Annotated in this window: 16 protein-coding genes; 2 read left to right on the plus strand and 14 right to left on the minus strand. The window is 48.1% G+C overall.

Annotation, left to right across the window (positions count from 1 at the left end):
• Nucleotides 1–99: 99 nt before the first annotated feature.
• Nucleotides 100–822 carry an L-lactate utilization/bacilysin biosynthesis transcriptional regulator LutR gene (lutR, locus tag NSU16_RS16860; protein WP_339191574.1) on the minus strand — a complete coding sequence of 241 codons (723 nt, stop codon included), beginning with the start codon at nucleotides 820–822 and terminating at the stop codon, nucleotides 100–102.
• A 224-nt stretch (nucleotides 823–1,046) separates the two neighbouring features.
• On the opposite strand from lutR, the gene lutP reads away from it, so the two are divergent.
• A complete protein-coding gene (gene lutP, locus NSU16_RS16865; RefSeq protein ID WP_268504619.1) occupies nucleotides 1,047–2,738 on the plus strand; it encodes an L-lactate permease LutP in 1,692 nt (563 codons plus the stop codon).
• Between the two features lie 25 nt (nucleotides 2,739–2,763).
• Here the strand turns inward: lutP and rpoN are convergent, their stop codons facing one another.
• The gene (gene rpoN, locus NSU16_RS16870; RefSeq protein ID WP_339191576.1) at nucleotides 2,764–4,074 is read right to left on the minus strand and encodes an RNA polymerase factor sigma-54; all 1,311 of its coding nucleotides are present in this window, start codon (nucleotides 4,072–4,074) and stop codon (nucleotides 2,764–2,766) included.
• 78 nt (nucleotides 4,075–4,152) lie between these two features.
• Here rpoN and yvfG point away from each other — a divergent pair, with 78 nt between their 5' ends.
• On the plus strand, nucleotides 4,153–4,371 hold the full coding sequence (gene yvfG, locus NSU16_RS16875; RefSeq protein ID WP_024122922.1) for a protein YvfG: 219 nt from the start codon (nucleotides 4,153–4,155) through the stop codon (nucleotides 4,369–4,371).
• Between the two features lie 9 nt (nucleotides 4,372–4,380).
• On the opposite strand, the gene NSU16_RS16880 is transcribed toward yvfG, so the two are convergent.
• Genes NSU16_RS16880 through NSU16_RS16935 form a run of 12 tightly spaced genes read right to left on the minus strand, consistent with a single transcriptional unit; the run spans nucleotide 4,381 to nucleotide 16,656 of the window.
• Entirely contained in the window at nucleotides 4,381–5,349 is a 969-nt protein-coding gene (locus NSU16_RS16880; protein WP_229149291.1) for a polysaccharide pyruvyl transferase family protein, read from the minus strand.
• Nucleotides 5,328–6,494, minus strand: coding sequence for an aminotransferase class I/II-fold pyridoxal phosphate-dependent enzyme (locus tag NSU16_RS16885; RefSeq protein ID WP_333513264.1), 1,167 nt, complete (start codon nucleotides 6,492–6,494; stop codon nucleotides 5,328–5,330). The genes NSU16_RS16880 and NSU16_RS16885 overlap by 22 nt, the downstream gene beginning before the upstream one ends.
• A gap of 16 nt (nucleotides 6,495–6,510) precedes the next feature.
• Nucleotides 6,511–7,149 carry an acetyltransferase gene (locus NSU16_RS16890; RefSeq protein WP_229149294.1) on the minus strand — a complete coding sequence of 213 codons (639 nt, stop codon included), beginning with the start codon at nucleotides 7,147–7,149 and terminating at the stop codon, nucleotides 6,511–6,513.
• A complete protein-coding gene (locus tag NSU16_RS16895; protein ID WP_010331947.1) occupies nucleotides 7,146–7,754 on the minus strand; it encodes a sugar transferase in 609 nt (202 codons plus the stop codon). Before NSU16_RS16895 ends, NSU16_RS16890 begins: the two co-directional genes overlap by 4 nt.
• Nucleotides 7,751–9,268, minus strand: coding sequence for an MATE family efflux transporter (locus tag NSU16_RS16900; RefSeq protein WP_339191580.1), 1,518 nt, complete (start codon nucleotides 9,266–9,268; stop codon nucleotides 7,751–7,753). The genes NSU16_RS16895 and NSU16_RS16900 overlap by 4 nt, the downstream gene beginning before the upstream one ends.
• Nucleotides 9,265–10,299 carry a glycosyltransferase gene (locus tag NSU16_RS16905; RefSeq protein WP_268449100.1) on the minus strand — a complete coding sequence of 345 codons (1,035 nt, stop codon included), beginning with the start codon at nucleotides 10,297–10,299 and terminating at the stop codon, nucleotides 9,265–9,267. Before NSU16_RS16905 ends, NSU16_RS16900 begins: the two co-directional genes overlap by 4 nt.
• Nucleotides 10,296–11,372 carry a polysaccharide pyruvyl transferase family protein gene (locus NSU16_RS16910; protein ID WP_339191582.1) on the minus strand — a complete coding sequence of 359 codons (1,077 nt, stop codon included), beginning with the start codon at nucleotides 11,370–11,372 and terminating at the stop codon, nucleotides 10,296–10,298. Before NSU16_RS16910 ends, NSU16_RS16905 begins: the two co-directional genes overlap by 4 nt.
• 4 nt (nucleotides 11,373–11,376) lie before the next feature.
• Complete coding sequence (locus NSU16_RS16915; protein ID WP_268447120.1) at nucleotides 11,377–12,411, minus strand: glycosyltransferase; 1,035 nt, start codon at nucleotides 12,409–12,411, stop codon at nucleotides 11,377–11,379.
• Nucleotides 12,412–12,435: 24 nt separating this feature from the next.
• Complete coding sequence (gene epsG, locus NSU16_RS16920; protein WP_339191583.1) at nucleotides 12,436–13,539, minus strand: biofilm exopolysaccharide biosynthesis protein EpsG; 1,104 nt, start codon at nucleotides 13,537–13,539, stop codon at nucleotides 12,436–12,438.
• Between the two features lie 3 nt (nucleotides 13,540–13,542).
• On the minus strand, nucleotides 13,543–14,691 hold the full coding sequence (locus NSU16_RS16925; RefSeq protein WP_339191584.1) for a glycosyltransferase family 1 protein: 1,149 nt from the start codon (nucleotides 14,689–14,691) through the stop codon (nucleotides 13,543–13,545).
• Nucleotides 14,684–15,520 carry a glycosyltransferase EpsE gene (gene epsE, locus NSU16_RS16930; protein WP_010331954.1) on the minus strand — a complete coding sequence of 279 codons (837 nt, stop codon included), beginning with the start codon at nucleotides 15,518–15,520 and terminating at the stop codon, nucleotides 14,684–14,686. Before epsE ends, NSU16_RS16925 begins: the two co-directional genes overlap by 8 nt.
• Nucleotides 15,517–16,656, minus strand: a complete 1,140-nt coding sequence (locus tag NSU16_RS16935; protein ID WP_339191586.1) for a glycosyltransferase family 4 protein — start codon at nucleotides 16,654–16,656, stop codon at nucleotides 15,517–15,519. Before NSU16_RS16935 ends, epsE begins: the two co-directional genes overlap by 4 nt.

Below are 16,656 nucleotides of genomic sequence, written 5' to 3' on the forward strand. Positions count from 1 at the left end.
CAAGCAGTGTAAGCTGCACAAAGTAAATAAGACTGAACCATTGCAGCTCAGTCTTGATTGTTTGTATGCACGAGCAGCATTGCCCGGGAAATGAGTCGGTTATTGGACGTTTTCCTCAAAATATCTCGAAAGGACATCTTCCACATTCGTCAAGTGTGCCAGCATCGCTTCTTCCGCCTTTGCTCCGTCCTGGGCAGCCACGGCATTATAAATCCGTTCATGCTCCTCGTAAAGCCGCTGCACCGAGGTCTTCTTGGAAAACAGCCAGATTTTCCGCGTTTCTCTCATGGTTTCCAGAAGCAATGATGATACGTGATTCATCAAATGTTTGAGCAGATCGTTTTGTGAAGCGTCAGCAAGTGCCAAATGAAAAGCGAAGTCTGCTTTTTCACCGAGCTCCCCGTCTGTTTCAATCTCACCCATCTCCTTTAATGCCGCATAAATGCTTTTGAGATCCTCTTCTGTCCGTTTTTCGGCAGCTAATGAAGCCACGCCGATTTCAAGCAGTTTTCTGACCTCGAGCAGCTGTTTGACATCTTCTTTTTTCATTAAAAGTGCGGCTGACAGAGGCTGAGAAATTTGATCGGGTTCAAACTCCTTCAGGTAAGTGCCTTCGCCCTGTTTCATTTCGACAAGCCCCATCGCTTTTAATGCGGAAAGCGCTTCGCGCACCGCTGAACGGCTGACTTGAAAGCTTTCGGAAAGCGCCTGAACGGAGTCTAATTTATCCCCTGGCTTCAGTTGGCCGTTTTTAATCATTTCTAATAATGCATCTGCTACTTCTTCATATATCTTCTTTGTTTTAATCTGTTTATATTTCAATGCAATTCACCCCGCAACTTGTAGGTCTGGCTGTTTACGATCTATTATACTCCCTTTTGGGCGCCGCCAAAAGATTTAGATAATTTCGTTAAAAAGTCTTGTACTTTGATTTTTTTCAAAATATAATGCTAGGTAACTGGTCTTATTATCCAGTCATCAGATGATCATATCATCTTTAGAAACCGCTTACAAAAAGCCGGTTATGTTTGAAGGAGGGGTTTGGGATGCAATGGACACAGGCCTATACGCCTATAGGGGGAAATTTGCTTTTATCTGCGCTTGCCGCACTTGTACCGATTATTTTCTTTTTTTGGGCACTCGCCATTAAACGAATGAAGGGGTATACCGCGGGATTGTCCACCTTGGGAATCGCGCTGCTGATTGCGGTACTGGTTTACGGAATGCCGGCGGAAAAAGCGCTGATGTCCGCTACACAAGGAGCCGTATACGGCATTCTGCCGATCGGCTGGATCATTGTGACGTCTGTTTTTTTGTATAAAATCACCGTAAAAACGGGACAGTTTGATATTATTCGCAGCTCTGTTCTCTCCATTACCGACGACCGCCGGCTTCAGGCGCTGCTGATCGCTTTCTCATTCGGGGCTTTTTTAGAAGGGGCGGCGGGCTTTGGGGCGCCGGTCGCGATTTCAGCCGCGTTGCTTGTCGGCCTCGGTTTTAACCCTCTTTATGCGGCGGGAATCTGTTTGATTGCCAATACAGCACCAGTAGCCTTCGGGGCGATTGGGATTCCGATTACAGCCGTTGAAGGGCCTACCGGAATTCCGGCGATGGAGATTTCTCAGATGGTTGGGCGTCAGCTGCCGTTTTTATCAGTATTTATTCCTCTGTATTTAATTATCATTATGAGCGGGTTCAAGAAAGCCTTTGAGGTGTGGCCGGCGATTCTCGTTTCCGGTGTTTCCTTTGCCGCTGTTCAGTATCTCAGCTCCAACTTTCTGGGGCCAGAGCTGCCGGATGTTTTGTCGGCGCTAGTGTCGATGGCTGCGCTAGCTGTGTTTTTAAAATGGTGGAAGCCGAAGAAAACATTCCGGTTTGCGGGGGAACAGGAATCGGCAGCCGCGATTGAAACGGCAAAACTGCACCCTGATGCACCGGCTTACACCGGCGGGCAGATTTTTAAGGCCTGGTCGCCGTTTCTGCTGCTGACGGTGATGATTTCTGTTTGGGGCATTCCTTCGGTCAAATCCGCGCTGACAGGGCATTACGAAGGCACAGCCGTTTTCTTGAAGTGGCTGAATGTGATTGGAGAAAAGCTGACTTTTGCTCCTGGGGTGCCTTTTTTGAACAATCAGATTGTCAATGCTGACGGCACTCCGATTGAAGCGGTCTATAAGCTTGAGGTCCTCGGTTCGGCAGGCACCGCAATTTTAATTGCCGCATTGCTGTCAAAATTCATCACGTCGATTTCGTGGAAAGACTGGGGAGCTGTTTTTAGCGAAACACTGCAGGAATTGAAATTTCCGATTTTGACGATCGCCTCGGTCGTTGGTTTTGCATATGTCACCAACTCCTCGGGGATGAGCACGACGCTCGGCATGACGCTTGCGCTGACAGGCTCGATGTTTACCTTCTTTTCGCCGGTTCTCGGCTGGCTCGGCGTTTTTATTACCGGCTCGGATACGTCAGCTAACCTGCTGTTTGGCAACCTGCAGAAAGTAACGGCCTTATCGGTCGGAATGGACCCTGTTCTATCGGTCGCGGCCAATTCATCAGGCGGCGTCACCGGCAAAATGATTTCTCCGCAATCGATCGCGGTCGCGTGTGCGGCAGTCGGACTCGCCGGGAAGGAGTCGGATCTTTTCCGCTTTACAATTAAGCACAGCTTGTTTTTGCTGCTGCTCGTCTGTATCATCACCTTTTTGCAGCACCAGTTCTTCAGCTGGATGATTCCGTAAAAAAATCCTCCTTACAGGGAGGATTTTATTTGTACCGTTTTCTGGCTGCCGATGACGGAATGTTCAATTGATCGCGGTATTTCGCCACTGTGCGTCTGGAGATTTGGATGCGGTGCTGTTCATATAACAGGTCGGCAAGCTTTTGATCTGAGAGGGGTTTTGTTTTATCCTCGTGCTGAATCAATGCTTCAAGATGCGTTTTAACCGCATAATTGGATGTATCGCCATCCCCAGAGGCCTCTGCTTTTCCTGAGAAGAACATCTTCATCTCAAACAATCCGTAAGGCGTTTGTATCGTTTTTCCTTTAATGGCCCGGCTGATGGTTGATTCATGCAGGCTTAGACAATCCGCCACCTCTCTCAGTGTCAGCGGCTTCATGGCGCTCCGCCCTTTCAGGAAAAAATCACTTTGACGCGCGGTCAGCTCATTTACAATTCTGGTGATCGTCTGCTTCCGCTGCCTCAGCGCGCGGCTCAGCCAGCGCCACTCCTGATATTTAGTAGATAAATAGGAAACCGTATCCTGACAGGCGCCCGACGATAGAAGCGGCCTGTACTGCGGATGCAGCTCAATCTCCGGGAACGAGCGGCTGTTCAGTTCCGCTGTAATGTGGCCGTTTTTAACGGTGATGAAAATGTCGGGTTCAATATACATATCATGCTCCGGACTGGCAAACAGAAGGCCGGGTCTTGGGTGAAGCGCAGCAATTTTATCAGAAATGTCCTGAATCGTGTGAAGCGGCATTCCAGTTTCTTTTGAAAGCGCTTTCCAGTTTTTTTGCGCAAATACATCAAAGTGTTCTGAAACAAGCAGTTCTGCCTGTTCATTTCTGCTCGGGAGACGCTGTAATTGCAGCAAGATACACTCTTGAAGAGATCTTGCGCCGATGCCCGCTGGTTCAAGCGACTGAAGTTTTCTCAGAACCGCTTCCGCTTCCTCTGCCGAAACGGACAGGCGCCGGGCTGCTTCCTCCACATCTTCCTCCAGATATCCGTTTGAATCTAGCGAATGTATCAGATAATTAAAAATCTTTTTTTCAGTGTTTGACAGATTCATATCCAGCGATTGCTGTTTGAGGACATCCTGCAGTGTTTTTTGCGGATTGCTTAATTGAAGGCCCGCCTCCTGCCTGCTGATCCTGTTTTTGTTTGTTTTATGGTAAGATAGTGGCGGTGTGTCTGTTTCCTTTCGTTCAATAAGAGGGTTTTCCAGTGAGAGCTCATCAATGTATTCGGCCAGTTCCGCCGAATGATAGCTAAGCAGCGTGATGGCCTGCCTGAGCTCCTGTGTCAGTTGAGGCTTTAGTACTTGTACTTGCTGAAGTTTCATATCCATCTTGCTCACTCCCCTTTCTTCATTGTACATGATTGGGATGACACCGTATACATTTATGAAAAAGGAGCTGCCAAAGAAATGTCTGAACTTTTTTCTGTACCGTATTTTATTGAAAACTTAAAGCAGCATATTGAAATGAACCCGTCTGAGGATAAGATCCACGCAATGAACAGCTACTACCGTTCTGTGGTCTCAACACTGGTGCAGGATCAGCTGACAAAAAACTCAGTTGTCCTGAAGCGGATTCAGCATTTAGATGAAGCCTACAACAAGGTAAAACGCGGAGAATCAAAATAAACCTTCCGCTCACATATGAGCAGGAAGGTTTTCCTTCTTTGAGGCGTCCCGAATGATTTGAGTGTTTGGCACTCCCTCCATCCAAGTATGATAGTAATTGGCGTTTTTTCCGTAGGAATTATCAATGACCGTGTTTTCTTTTTGAAGAAGTGAAGACAAAATGTGGCCGTGCAGCCTTGACGTTTCCACCGATTTGTAACGGCTGAAAAAACGAATGGCTTTATTGATGATGTAATCTGAATATTTTCTCCATATAAATGCGATTGGCAGAGGATTGCCCGCTTTTTTGTTCAGGACGTTCAGCGTTTGGAGAAAAGCGATTGTCCGGCGGTCTGAAGCTGATAGCACGGTGCGCCAGTCATAGCTTTCCGCTTGCGCATGTCTTTGAAGCTCATCATTTGCTTCATGATCTGTTCTGATAAATCTCAACTTTTGACCGGTCGGCTGTTGTGTCGGAATGATGGGAAACAACTGGTGGGCCATATCAGGCAAGAGCTTGATATGATTGTTTTGAAAGTACGCCTGTGCCGTGGCATAGGAGGCTTTTTCCCTTGTGATAATATGCAGATTTGAATGGGCAGAGAAAATGTCAGCTGTCCGTTTTAAGTTATCTTCATTCTGATAATAAATCGATTGCGGCAGGATGACGATTTTGTGGTCCGGATAGGTTTGAACAATTTTCTCTCTAAATCCTTGATAGTACGGATATAAATCCCCGAAGTTACCGCCTCCCTGACAGACGATGATCAGATTCGGATCAAGCTTTCGTCCGATTGGAAAATTGTCTGGGTTCCAGCGTTTTCTGACCCGAATGTCATTTTCTTTAAAGAAGGCTTCCGTTCCTTTCATAATAAACAAATCCCCTACATTTCCGTATAGAGGATAGTCGGCGTAAATGATTTCGGATTGCTTCGGTATCATATCGAGCAGCCCGGCCAGTTTTTTCTTCAGGCTGATCATTGAATGCTTGCTGTCCATCTCTTCACCTCTGTTGTTTGGAATAAGTGTAACAACACATCGATTACTCGGTCTTGATCTTCTTCGGTCATATTTGTTCCGGATGGGAGGCAGATCCCTCGCCTGAATAAGGTGTCGCACACACTTTCAGAATCTGTATGGGAATAAAATGCTGATGACGCAAACAGCGGCTGGGTATGCAGCGGCTTCCAAAGCGGTCTCGCTTCAATCTGTTCTTCAGCAAGATGCTGAACCACGTCATATGGAGTCAGCCCGTTATCTAGCGTGAGTGCAGTAAGCCAGCGGTTGGACACGCCTTCCGAGTATTCCGGCATAAAGCAAACGCCATCTATGCTGCCAAGCGCTTTTTCGTACCTCGCAAAAATCTCCCGTCTTTTCTCCACCCGCTCATCCAGCACCTCAAGCTGGGCAATACCGACTCCTGCAAGGATATTGCTCAATCTGTAGTTGTGCCCGATTTCACTGTGCTGATAATGAACAGCAGGATCGCGGGCCTGTGAAGCGAGAAATCTTGCTTTTTCAATGGCGGCTTCATCGTCTGACACAAGCATCCCGCCTCCTGAAGTCGTGATGATTTTATTTCCGTTAAAGGAATAAATGCCGAAACGGCCGAATGTCCCGCTCTGCTTCCCTTTATAGACCGAACCGAGGGATTCAGCCGCATCCTCAATGACCGGCACTCCGTATGAATCGCACAGGCTTACAATGTCATCCATTTTCGCGCTTTGTCCGTACAGGTTGACGGCAATGACCGCTTTAGGCGGATTGCCATTTCGTTTCGCTTCCTCCAGTGCTCTTTCAAGGGCTTTCGGAGACATATTCCACGTATCTGGCTCAGAATCGATAAAGACAGGTACCGCTTTTTCATATAAAATCGGATTTGCCGTTGCCACAAATGTAAAAGACGGACAAAACACGGTATCTCCCGCTTTGACATCCAGCAAACGTAGCGCCAAATGAATTGCGGCGGTGCCTGAGCTGACCGCAGCCGCCCCTTTGGCGCCGACTCGTTCAGCCAATTTTTCTTCAAAAGTATTCACAAGCGGCCCAAGCGGCGCAATCCAGTTTGAGTGAAAGGCTTCTGAAATATAATGCTGCTCCCTGCCGCTCATATGAGGGGCTGATAAGTAGATTTTTTTATGCATGTAATCATCCTTTGCTTTAGGTTTGAATAGAAGAAATCACGCGCGCCGGGGTGCCTACAGCCGTTACGCCGTCAGGGATGGAGCGGATCACCGCAGAGCCTGCGCCGACGATGCTCCAGGAGCCGATTGTGATCTGCGGAATGACGGAGGCCCCGGTGCCCACATGAGCCCCTTCTTGAACCGCAATACCTCCAGAAAGCGTGGCGCGCGGAGAAAGATGGACGAAGTCGCCGATCTGATTGTCGTGCTCTGCGATCGCGCCCGTATTGATGATACAGTGGGCGCCGATCCGAACATCCGCCTGAATAATCGCACCGGCCATAATAACCGTTCCTTCCCCGATGACAGCCGATTTGCTGATGATGGCTGACGGGTGGATTAATGTGATGAAATCTTCTTTATATAATCCCAGCCGCTCTGCCAGCTGTTTTCTGACCCTGTTGTTTCCAATTGCAATCACAAACATGACGTCAGGGATCAGCCTGCGCACTTCAGAAATGGCTTCCGAGGGACCTGTGTACAGCTCACTCCCGGCAACAAATGTGCTGAATTTATCGTCCAGCACCGCAGCTAAGCGCGTGTCTGAACGGGCGCTTATGAGTTCTCTGATCACCTTTCCGTGACCGCCGTCTCCCACAATGGCCACGTTTCTCATGAAGACACATCTCCGCTTCCTGTGAAGCGTTCTGCCGTCACATGATTGGTTTGCTGAATGCCTTCTGAAACAAGAACTTTGCGTACCGTCAGACATAAAATTTTCAAATCGAGCAAGAATGAACGGTTGTCAACGTACCAAACATCCAGTTCAAATTTCTTTTCCCAGGAAATCGCGTTTCTGCCGTTGACCTGCGCCCAGCCTGTAATCCCGGGCTTCACCTCGTGGCGCCGTGCCTGCTGTTTTGTGTAAAGCGGCAGATAATCCATCAGCAGCGGCCGAGGGCCGACGAGACTGAGGTCTCCCTTCACTACATTCAGCAGCTGCGGGAGCTCATCAATGCTCAGCTTTCTGATCAGCCTGCCTGTTTTCGTAAGCCGGACTGCATCCGGCAGCAGGTTGCCCTCACTGTCCCGTTCATCCGTCATCGTTCTGAATTTATAGAGGGTGAACGGCTTCCCCCCCAGGCCGGGCCGTACTTGTTTAAAAAAGACAGGCGATCCTATTTTCAGCCTGACAATGGCGATGGTGAAGAGAATGATGACACTCGTGCAGCACAATAAAAGAATAGCGGCCGTCAGATCAAAAAGACGTTTCAGGATCAAATATTTACAGCTCCTTTCGTTTTTCTAAACCGTTTCAGCACCATCTGTCGTTCTTCTTTCGTACAAACAAGCATAAAAGCGAAAACCGCGTAGCAGCAGCTGACAGCGGCACCTGCAGCAATCAGTGATGTCCAGCTTTCAATGGTGATACATAACTGGATGGCCTCACAAACCGCCCATGCAAACAAAGCGGCAAAGACCGGACCGAACATGCCTGTAAAAAACACATGCTTTTTGTAACCGGTAATGCGTGAGACATAAAGCGGCGTAAAGATAACATTTTTCAGCACAAGCGATATTGCCCCGGCAAGTGTAATGCCGTAAAGCCCAAGATGAGCCGGCCCGCTTAATGTGACCGCCAGCACAACATTCACTGCGCCTAACAGCAGAGTGACGAGCGCCGGTGTTTTTTGTTGATTAAAGGCGGTCCATATATAAAACAGCGGCATAAAGGCAAGGCTGACCGCCAAATATCCAGCGTGAATATATAAAAGCGGCGCTACAGAGGAAAAGGACGGTCCAAGCCAGATCGTCAGAAAAGGCCCGGCCAAACCTCCCAATAAGGCAGCCGGAAGCGCAAGCAAAAGCCCGTTCAGTCTCACTGCCTGATTGGCGTACTTGACCAAGCCGTCCATATCGCCTTTTGAATAATAAGAAGTAATGACAGGCGCAAATAGAGATGCGACTGTTCCTGCCAAACTGCGCAGCAGCAGCGGAAACTGGATAATCGCCGCATATTTTCCCGCTTCAGATGCACCCAGCACCAAGTTGGCGGTTAATAGGTCGATCTGCAAAAAAAGCAGCACGCCGATCTGATTGACTGAGTTCCAGGTTCCTGCCTGAAACAGTTCCTTGCTTACGCGAAATGACAAGTCTTTCAGCTTAAATGAAAACCATGGAATCAGTTTTCTGAAAAAGTGGAAAGACAGGATAGACGCTATGACGGCACCGGCTAAAGCGGCAAGCTGAATCTGCCAGATTTTTGGCGTGAAGCAGGCAAACAGCGCCAGCACACACAGCACGCGGATGAGCATTTGCACCGCCTGAATGGAACTGGTGATATACAGTTTGTTGGCATAAAACGGCGCCGCTCCAAACCCCGCCATCAAAAAAGTTAAAAGAAACAGCAGACTTCCAATCAAAATCGACAGCCGAACATCAGCCAAAAGATCCTGTGGGACGTTCATGAGGCGGTCAATAAAAAAAGCCGCACTCATAAGAGGCAGCAGAAGCAGCAATGAAATCAAAACAGACGCAGCCAAATAATTGCTGATATACGCATTTGCTTTTTCCTGCTCTCCCCTGTGGGCTGCGACAGAAAAAAAACGCACAACCACGGAGCTGAGCGCCACCGTGATAATGGAGAAATAATTAATCACATTTTGTGTTAAATTCACAAAGCCGAAAGCCTCCACACCAAGCGTTTTGACAATAAAAGGCGTCATCCAGACAGACAAGAATACGGACAAAAGAAAAGCTGTGAGATTGGCGCTGAAGTTTATGGTGAATTTCATGCCTGCTTTGCACTGCCTTTCATGGTTCCGCGAGTCTCAAAAAACAGCTTGATGAGAAAGATCAGCCGCCATTTGCACAGCGCTAAGACCAATCGCTCGCCTCTGCCTAATTTCTCATGCTGGAACGGTGTGTGTCTGACAGCCTGCCGCACCATGTCATAGGATAAAATCTGTCTGATCTGTTTTTTGATGTCTTTCGGCGGCTGCGGTGAGGCACAGGCGTTTGCCAGAAGCATCGGAAGCTGGTGCTTGCAAATATACACATCCAAATCTTCTTTGCACACAGCCGATAAGCCGCGCTGATTATAAAATGCGATTTTGGCTTGATATTGTTTTTGGATATTTTCATCCATTGCAGGTTTATAAGGAATTTCCGTCAGGCTGTTCGGATTTTCACGGTATATGTACAAGCCTTCATCCAGCATTTTTACCCGCTCGGCTTCATAAAAAGCAGATAAATTAAAGGGCGAGTCTTCAGCAAAACGGATGTCTTCATCAAACCACAGGCTCGCCCTTTCCAAAAGCTCACGGCGATACACATACCGCCATACATACCAGATAAATCTCGTTTCGTGGGCTTGTCGGAGCTGCTCAGCTATATCCGCTTTTGTCAGCACACGGCCTGTTTCGAGCTGCGGCGGCACGTATACCCGCCTGTCTTCGGACTGTTTATAAAATCCGCAGCCAGCAATATCGAGCCGGTGCTGCTCTGCTTCGTCTGCAAGTCTTTGAAACATGGCGGGAGAGACATAATCGTCTCCGTCTACAAACCCGATATACGTACCCCGCGCCGCTTTGATTCCCGCGTTTCGAGCCGAACTCAAGCCGCCATTTTTTTTATGAATGACTTGAACTCTTGTATCCCGTTTCGCGTATGCCTCTGCCATCTCACCAGATCGATCGGGTGTTCCATCATTAACCAGGATAACTTCTATATCAGAAAGCGTTTGGGTCAGCAGCGAATCGATGCAATCTTCAATAAAAGGTTCAACGTTATACATTGGGACAATAATGCTGACGAGCGGTGTCATCGTGCTTCACCGCTGATTTTATCGCGCAGCCCTTTAAAATACATGTCCCGCGGAAAGCCGGCACGGTTTGTTTCTTTTGTCAGCAGCTCTTTCACTGCGGCTGTCACACGTTCCGGCTCCGGCTGTTCAATCAGCTTCATCATTGGAACCTCTTTCAGCCATTGGTAGCCTTCCATGACCTTGTGATCAAAAGAACGAATCACGACACATGGCGTTCCTGTCAATGCACAAAAAATCATGCCGTGCAGCCTGTCAGTGACAACGGCTTCAGCGCTCTGCAGCTTAGACCAAAGCGCTTCCAGCTCCTGTTCCCGTGTATCGCGGCTGACCCGGCGCCCGACCGTTGTCGTAAAAGCTTTGATCTCGCCAAATTCATCAAAAAGAGCGGTCTTCACACGGTTTCTCTGTTCCTCCTGAAGCACGCTTTCCTGATCCTCGCGCAAACATATATACACCCCTTCGCGTTCCGCAGAGGCATTGCTTCTATCTAAATACAGCACCATATCGGGCTGCTTCAGGATCTTTTTTTCTTTAAAATGCCGCTTCATAAATTGGTACGTAGTCTCATCACGCGCCATCAGCAATAAACCGGGGTGCGCGTTATAAATTTTCTGCGCCCGTTTCAGCTCTTTTCGTCCCTTTTTCGTATCAGAAAAATGAACGGTTGCCGGAAGCTGTACGATTTGGTAATCATGAAACGTTTTAATGATAAAGCGGCGCGTCCACTCTTCATACCGGTATAAATCCCCCATGTTTCCGCCGCCGATGATAAAGACCATATCCTCCGGGTGGCGGGAGCGAATCAGCGCTTTTGCTGATTTGTATATGTCCTTCATATCGACCTCAACGATTTCAAAATCGGAGTATTCCTGCTCAAGAAACGCTTTGCTGGCATAAGCAATGGCATGATCCCCCAAATTATCATGGGAAGGCAGCAGGGTCAGTATGATTTTCTTCTTATGTGCGGCAGCCTTTACCGGCTGATCGGCCGCACCCAGCAAAAATTGGGACGGGTACTTAACCTTTAACAGCAGCCATTCTGCAAGATTGATTTTCAATGAATGTAACGACATCTCTTCACCCTCTGATTTTCATTTTGTACTCGATCACTCGCTGATACACGGCGGACGCCATGGCAACGAACGGAATCATTCTGTATTTCGCCATCAGCAGCAGGCATGACCGTTTTGCGTCAAAAGGCGCTGTCCCCGTTTTCGACAGGCTGCCTTGAAACACCGGATCAGCGCAAATCACGCCGACCGTTTTGAGCCTTTCCAAAAGGCGCCGGCTGCCGCTTGTTTTCCATTCGTTCAGCAGACAGATGGTGCTATGGAGAACGATAAAGAAATCAAGCTCCTTACGGTACTCCTCCAGCTTGTTGTTTTCCTGTAAAAACGCTGCGTTCGCCTGATACAGCGCCAGTCCTGATTCAAACAGTTTTTTCTGATAACCCTGCACGATGGAGGAAAGATGAATTCGGTAATGGTAGAGAGGCGCTTCTACATAGGAAACCGAGCGGGCGAAAAAATGTGCCCTGAAGCTGAAAAACTGATCCTCGACATGCTCCAGCTCACCTCTGAGCGGGAACGAAAGCCGGTGCGCGTCAATCATGCTTCTTCGATACAGTTTATTCCACGAAAATCCCCGGACCTTCCCTTCGAATAACGCCTTGATATAGGACTCCTTGGGCTGATCCCGATAGGTTTCCGCAATGTCTGAGACAACGGTTTTTTCAGTGTCCTCAAACTCTGCGGCGTAGTTGCAAATCACCAGATCGGTTTCCTCTGATGCTGCCTGAACCATTTGCAAGCAATAATCAGGCTCGATCCAATCGTCTGAATCTATAAATGCCACAAATTCTCCGCGGGCCGCCTCGATCCCTTTGTTCCGAACAGCACCGAGCCCTTGGTTTTCCTGGTGAATGACTCTGAATCGTTTATCCTTTTGCGCATATTCTTCCGCGATGTCCGGGCTGGCGTCTGCCGAACCGTCATTGACGATGATAATTTCAATATTGTCCAATGTCTGGTTCTTTAACGACTCAAGACAGTTTCTGATATAGGTTTCTGTATTATAAACAGCGACTAACAGACTAACCGCAGGTGTTTCCATAATGACCGGCTCCTCTTGCATAAATTACCGGGAAAAAATCGTTCTGTACGGCAGAACAGATGAATCAACCGGCATAAGCAAATAACTGTATAAAAAATAACAAACCACAATGGCGATATAGATCAACGCATTCGATTTCTCATCAAATATTCTGACAAAATAAGGAACTAAGATCATTTGATACAGCCCGAAGTAAATATTAAATCTGGCAAAGATCACGTCCTTTGTGGCCAAGAGACCGAATAAAAACCCGAGAAGGCACAAATTAACGACAATATCGATTTGCGGCCACAGCTTTCGGAGACGCTCTCTGTAACAAAAGGCCAGAAACAGCGGCAGGACCAAAACAGCGATTTTGACCACATTCATTCCGTTTGTATTGGTCATCAGCCACTTTTCATAATGGCTGTATGAGCTGTTTTCAAGCACAACGACAAATACCGAAATAAATTTCTGGTATAAAAAGGTCATGCCGAGAAATAAAGCTGAGAGACCGAATATTGCCGGTGACCAGGCTTTTCTTCTGACAATAAAATAGACCGGAATCATCACCAGCGCTGAGGAGTGAAAGAGCGAACTGACTAGCACAATCAGAAAGTAACGCTTCCAGTTTCCATTGATGATATAGCGAATCGCCCAAAACAAAGCGGCTGCCACCATGTATTGTCTGATTCCGTTAAAGGATGCGTAATAATGAAAGGTTCCTAAAAATAAAAAGACGCTCAGCTCAAACGGTCTGCCGTAGTCTGCCAGCGTCTTGATAATAAAGATATAGGTCACGGCCGCAACAGTGACATACATGATTTGCGGGTCCTTCGTGATGAAATTCATCAGCCATAACAGCGCGGTAAAGCCCGGATCTGTTGCCGTTTTCGCTGTGCCAAAACCGAATATCTGCCAAATGCTTTGATAGTCTCCTGCCATTTGATACAGCAGCGTATACGTCTGAAAATCTGTTCCGACCCTGTAACGCAGCCCTGAAACAAGCACAAGTGAGGCAAGCGGAATCCAAATGAGAAGCTTGTTCGGTCGATAGTCCGTAGCAAGTGACCCATCCCGGCCGCCGCACATTTTAGCAAACCAAGACCAAATATATACAATTCCCATATTGACGACATACACAATCATTTTTTATTGTCCTTTTTCAGTGCTAATCTGATATAAATTCATCAATGCACCTACATTTTGCTGCGCATCATAGCCGAGTTTTGCAAGGGTACTTTTAACGAGCTCCCGCTTCGGCCTGCCTGCGGCGGCCGCTCTAACAATCGTTTCAGCCCAAATGTCCATCGGCTTAGTGAGACTCACCCTTTTCACAAGTCCGAGCCCCGTATCGACTTTTTCTGTGATCGTGTCGGAAATAATACACGGAAGACCCGAAGCCTGCGCTTCCACAAGCACAACAGGCAAGCCTTCGTACAATGACGGCATGACAAATACATCAAAGGTGCGCATGAGCTCATGAATGTGTTCTTCAGTTCCTAAAAAGAGAACATCGGAAAGCAGATTCAGCCGCCGCGCTTCCTCCTCCATCTGCTCCCGCAGCGGACCGTCTCCTGCGAGAACCATCTGAAAGCGAACTCCCCGTTTTTTCAGGTGAACGGCAAGCTTCAGCAAAAACGCGTGATTTTTCACTTCATGAAATCGGGCCACATGACCAATGATCAGCCGGTCAGACGCTATGCCGCGTGCTTTTTTTTCGTCATCGGGCGCCTGCCCGGCTGGAGAGAACAGATCAAGGTCTATTCCGTTCGGCAGCAGATGAACCCGCTTCCGCTCCATATTGGATCGCCCGAATAAAAACCGTCCCGCATCCTCTCCGCAAGCGCACAATTCAGTCGCATATGACAAAATGAGGCGTCTGAACACCATCAGCTGCAGGCGGTCCTTCCAATTGAAGGCGGTCTTCCACGAGGTGTTATGGGAATGGCATACTCTGACCTGCACTCCAGCTAGCCTTGCCGCAAGCGCGATAAAGCCGGTTTGAAAATCTGTGTGCGCATGAACCGCGCTGAACGGCCCGTTTTCTTTTATTGTGTTTCTTACATTCTTCACAAATGTGATGGGATTGCTTTGTCCGATACTCGGGACATAAAAAAGCCGCCCGCCTAGCGATAAAATTTCTTCATCATAAGCGCACGGATCATTTCGATAGGTTAAAAAATCAAATTGCACCTTGCTTCTATCCATTTTCCGATATAAATTCATGACCATGGTTTCCGCGCCGCCCCTGTTCATGCCGCTGAGAACATGGAGCACGCGCTGTTGGCTGTTATTCATGCTTCACAAGCCCTTCCTTCTGATTCATCACTCTTTTTTTATGGTAACGATTCATCACAGCAGGAGGCATAAACGCGCGAATGAGCGGTTTTGCGATATATATGTAAGCGGAAAAAGGAAGCTTCAGGCGTCTGCAAGCCTGGTATACAAGAATGGCGTTGTCGATTGAGTAGGTAAAAGACCGCCTCTTGAATGCGTCGCTGTCTTCCCTTACTTTATACAGCGCTTCTTGGAGGTTATAGCCTCGAAAGCCCTCTTCAAAAAAGCGGAGCCACAAATCGATATCCTCCATTCGCCTTGTCCGCCGCACCGAACGATAGCCTTTCAGCGTCTGGTAAGCGCTGGCTCTCATCATGATTGTCCCATGGCAAAACGGCGTCCCTTTCGCCATAATGGCCGGATCCGGAACAGAAGGCAGCATCCGTGTGCCCCTTACGCCAAATTCATCAAACACAAGCATGCCGGTGCCGACCACCTGGTAGTGCCGATGCTTCTCTAAAAAGGCAACCTGCTTCTCCAGACGGCGCGGAAAGGACAGATCATCTCCGTCCTGGCGGGCGATATACTCGCCTGTCGCATAAGAAAGACAGTGATTTAATGAAGCGGCAAGCCGCTTGTTTTTTTGATTGTGAATGAGCTTGATGCGGTCGCTGTAATGAGCGGCATACTGCTTCGCGATACGGAGCGTGCCGTCTGTTGACGCATCATCGCACATGATCAGCTCCCAATTTTTATAGGATTGGCTGAGAATGGATTCAATGCTTTCCGCCAAAGTGGATTCACAATTATAAATGCCCATAATGACAGAAACTTTCGGTCCTGAATTCATACGCTTTTCTCCTTTTTATCCATGTACACGGAATAAATATCTGCCATTTCTTCTACCGTTCGCGCTTCAGAAAAGCGCAAGGCTGTTTGGCGGCCTTCCTGTCCAAGTGTTCTGCGCAGTTCCGGCTCAAGGTAGAGCTGTTCAATCCGGTCAGCAAAAGCAGCGCTGTCGCCCATTTTGATGAGGAAACCGTTTTTTCCGTCACGGATGATTTCCCGGTGTCCGCGGTTATCAGTGGCAATTGCCGGCTTTTCCGCCGCCATGCCCTCAAGCACATTCATGCCGAGGCCTTCTCTGATGCTGGATGCGACAGAAACATCCGCAAGCTGGATCAGCTCGTGAATATCGCGGCAAAAGCCGTAAAAGCAAACATTGCGGGAAGCTCCTAGCTTTTCAGCTAAGTCCCGATACGTTTGTTCCATCGCTCCTTCTCCGGCAAAAACAAGACGGAGTTCCGGTATCTTATCTTTCAGCAGTGCTGCAGCTTCAATTAACAGCTTCTGATTTTTATTGAGGTTCAATTCAGCCGGATAGATCAATATAAAGTCGTCTTTTTGGAAGCCGTGCTTTTCTCTCAGCCTATGCTGCTCTTCAAGGCTGACTGGCCTGAACCTGTCTGTATTAACGCCGATGCCGTGAATTTTTTCTGTCATCCCGCCCGGTCTTTGAAGCGCTTTCGCTCGCGTGTAATCTTCTTCATTTATGGTGATCAGGCAGTCTGTATAGGCAGAAAGCCATTTTTCAACCGGATAATAAAGGACCCAGTTTTTCATCGGCGCTCCGCTGCAAAAATGAAATCCGTGTGCGGTGTAGAGCACCTTTGTTCCGTTCCGTCTCGCTTGCCTTGACGCAAGCCGTGCGAGAACGCCGCCGACCGGCGTATGGCAATGGACGATGTCGTACTCGTTGGTTTCGATCACTTTCTTCAGCTGTCTGTAAACGGCAAGGTTCTGAGGATGGAAGGGTGACCTTCGGATCGGAATGGAGAATTTCTCATCGACATACGGCAGTCGCGTCTGCCCGCTCGCAGCAACATGAACCTCCCAGCCCAATTGTTTAAACCATTTAAAGTAAGGAAGATGAAAGGCTTTAAAATGATAATCGACAGTGGCACAAAATAATATTTTTTTCGTCAT

It is taken from the genome of Bacillus sp. FSL K6-1003 (assembly GCF_037964945.1).
Classification (GTDB): domain Bacteria; phylum Bacillota; class Bacilli; order Bacillales; family Bacillaceae; genus Bacillus; species Bacillus mojavensis.

Coding starts and splice junctions, on each gene's coding strand:
- NSU16_RS16910 (WP_339191582.1), bottom strand. CDS start 11,372: ATGTCGTTACATTCATTGAAAATCAATCTTGCAGAATGGCTGCTGTTA.
- yvfG (WP_024122922.1), top strand. CDS start 4,153: ATGTCTGAACTTTTTTCTGTACCGTATTTTATTGAAAACTTAAAGCAG.
- NSU16_RS16935 (WP_339191586.1), bottom strand. CDS start 16,656: ATGACGAAAAAAATATTATTTTGTGCCACTGTCGATTATCATTTTAAA.
- lutP (WP_268504619.1), top strand. CDS start 1,047: ATGCAATGGACACAGGCCTATACGCCTATAGGGGGAAATTTGCTTTTA.
- rpoN (WP_339191576.1), bottom strand. CDS start 4,074: ATGGATATGAAACTTCAGCAAGTACAAGTACTAAAGCCTCAACTGACA.
- NSU16_RS16880 (WP_229149291.1), bottom strand. CDS start 5,349: ATGGACAGCAAGCATTCAATGATCAGCCTGAAGAAAAAACTGGCCGGG.
- NSU16_RS16890 (WP_229149294.1), bottom strand. CDS start 7,149: ATGAGAAACGTGGCCATTGTGGGAGACGGCGGTCACGGAAAGGTGATC.
- NSU16_RS16925 (WP_339191584.1), bottom strand. CDS start 14,691: ATGAATAACAGCCAACAGCGCGTGCTCCATGTTCTCAGCGGCATGAAC.
- NSU16_RS16885 (WP_333513264.1), bottom strand. CDS start 6,494: ATGCATAAAAAAATCTACTTATCAGCCCCTCATATGAGCGGCAGGGAG.
- NSU16_RS16900 (WP_339191580.1), bottom strand. CDS start 9,268: ATGAAATTCACCATAAACTTCAGCGCCAATCTCACAGCTTTTCTTTTG.
- epsE (WP_010331954.1), bottom strand. CDS start 15,520: ATGAATTCAGGACCGAAAGTTTCTGTCATTATGGGCATTTATAATTGT.
- NSU16_RS16915 (WP_268447120.1), bottom strand. CDS start 12,411: ATGGAAACACCTGCGGTTAGTCTGTTAGTCGCTGTTTATAATACAGAA.
- epsG (WP_339191583.1), bottom strand. CDS start 13,539: ATGATTGTGTATGTCGTCAATATGGGAATTGTATATATTTGGTCTTGG.
- NSU16_RS16905 (WP_268449100.1), bottom strand. CDS start 10,299: ATGACACCGCTCGTCAGCATTATTGTCCCAATGTATAACGTTGAACCT.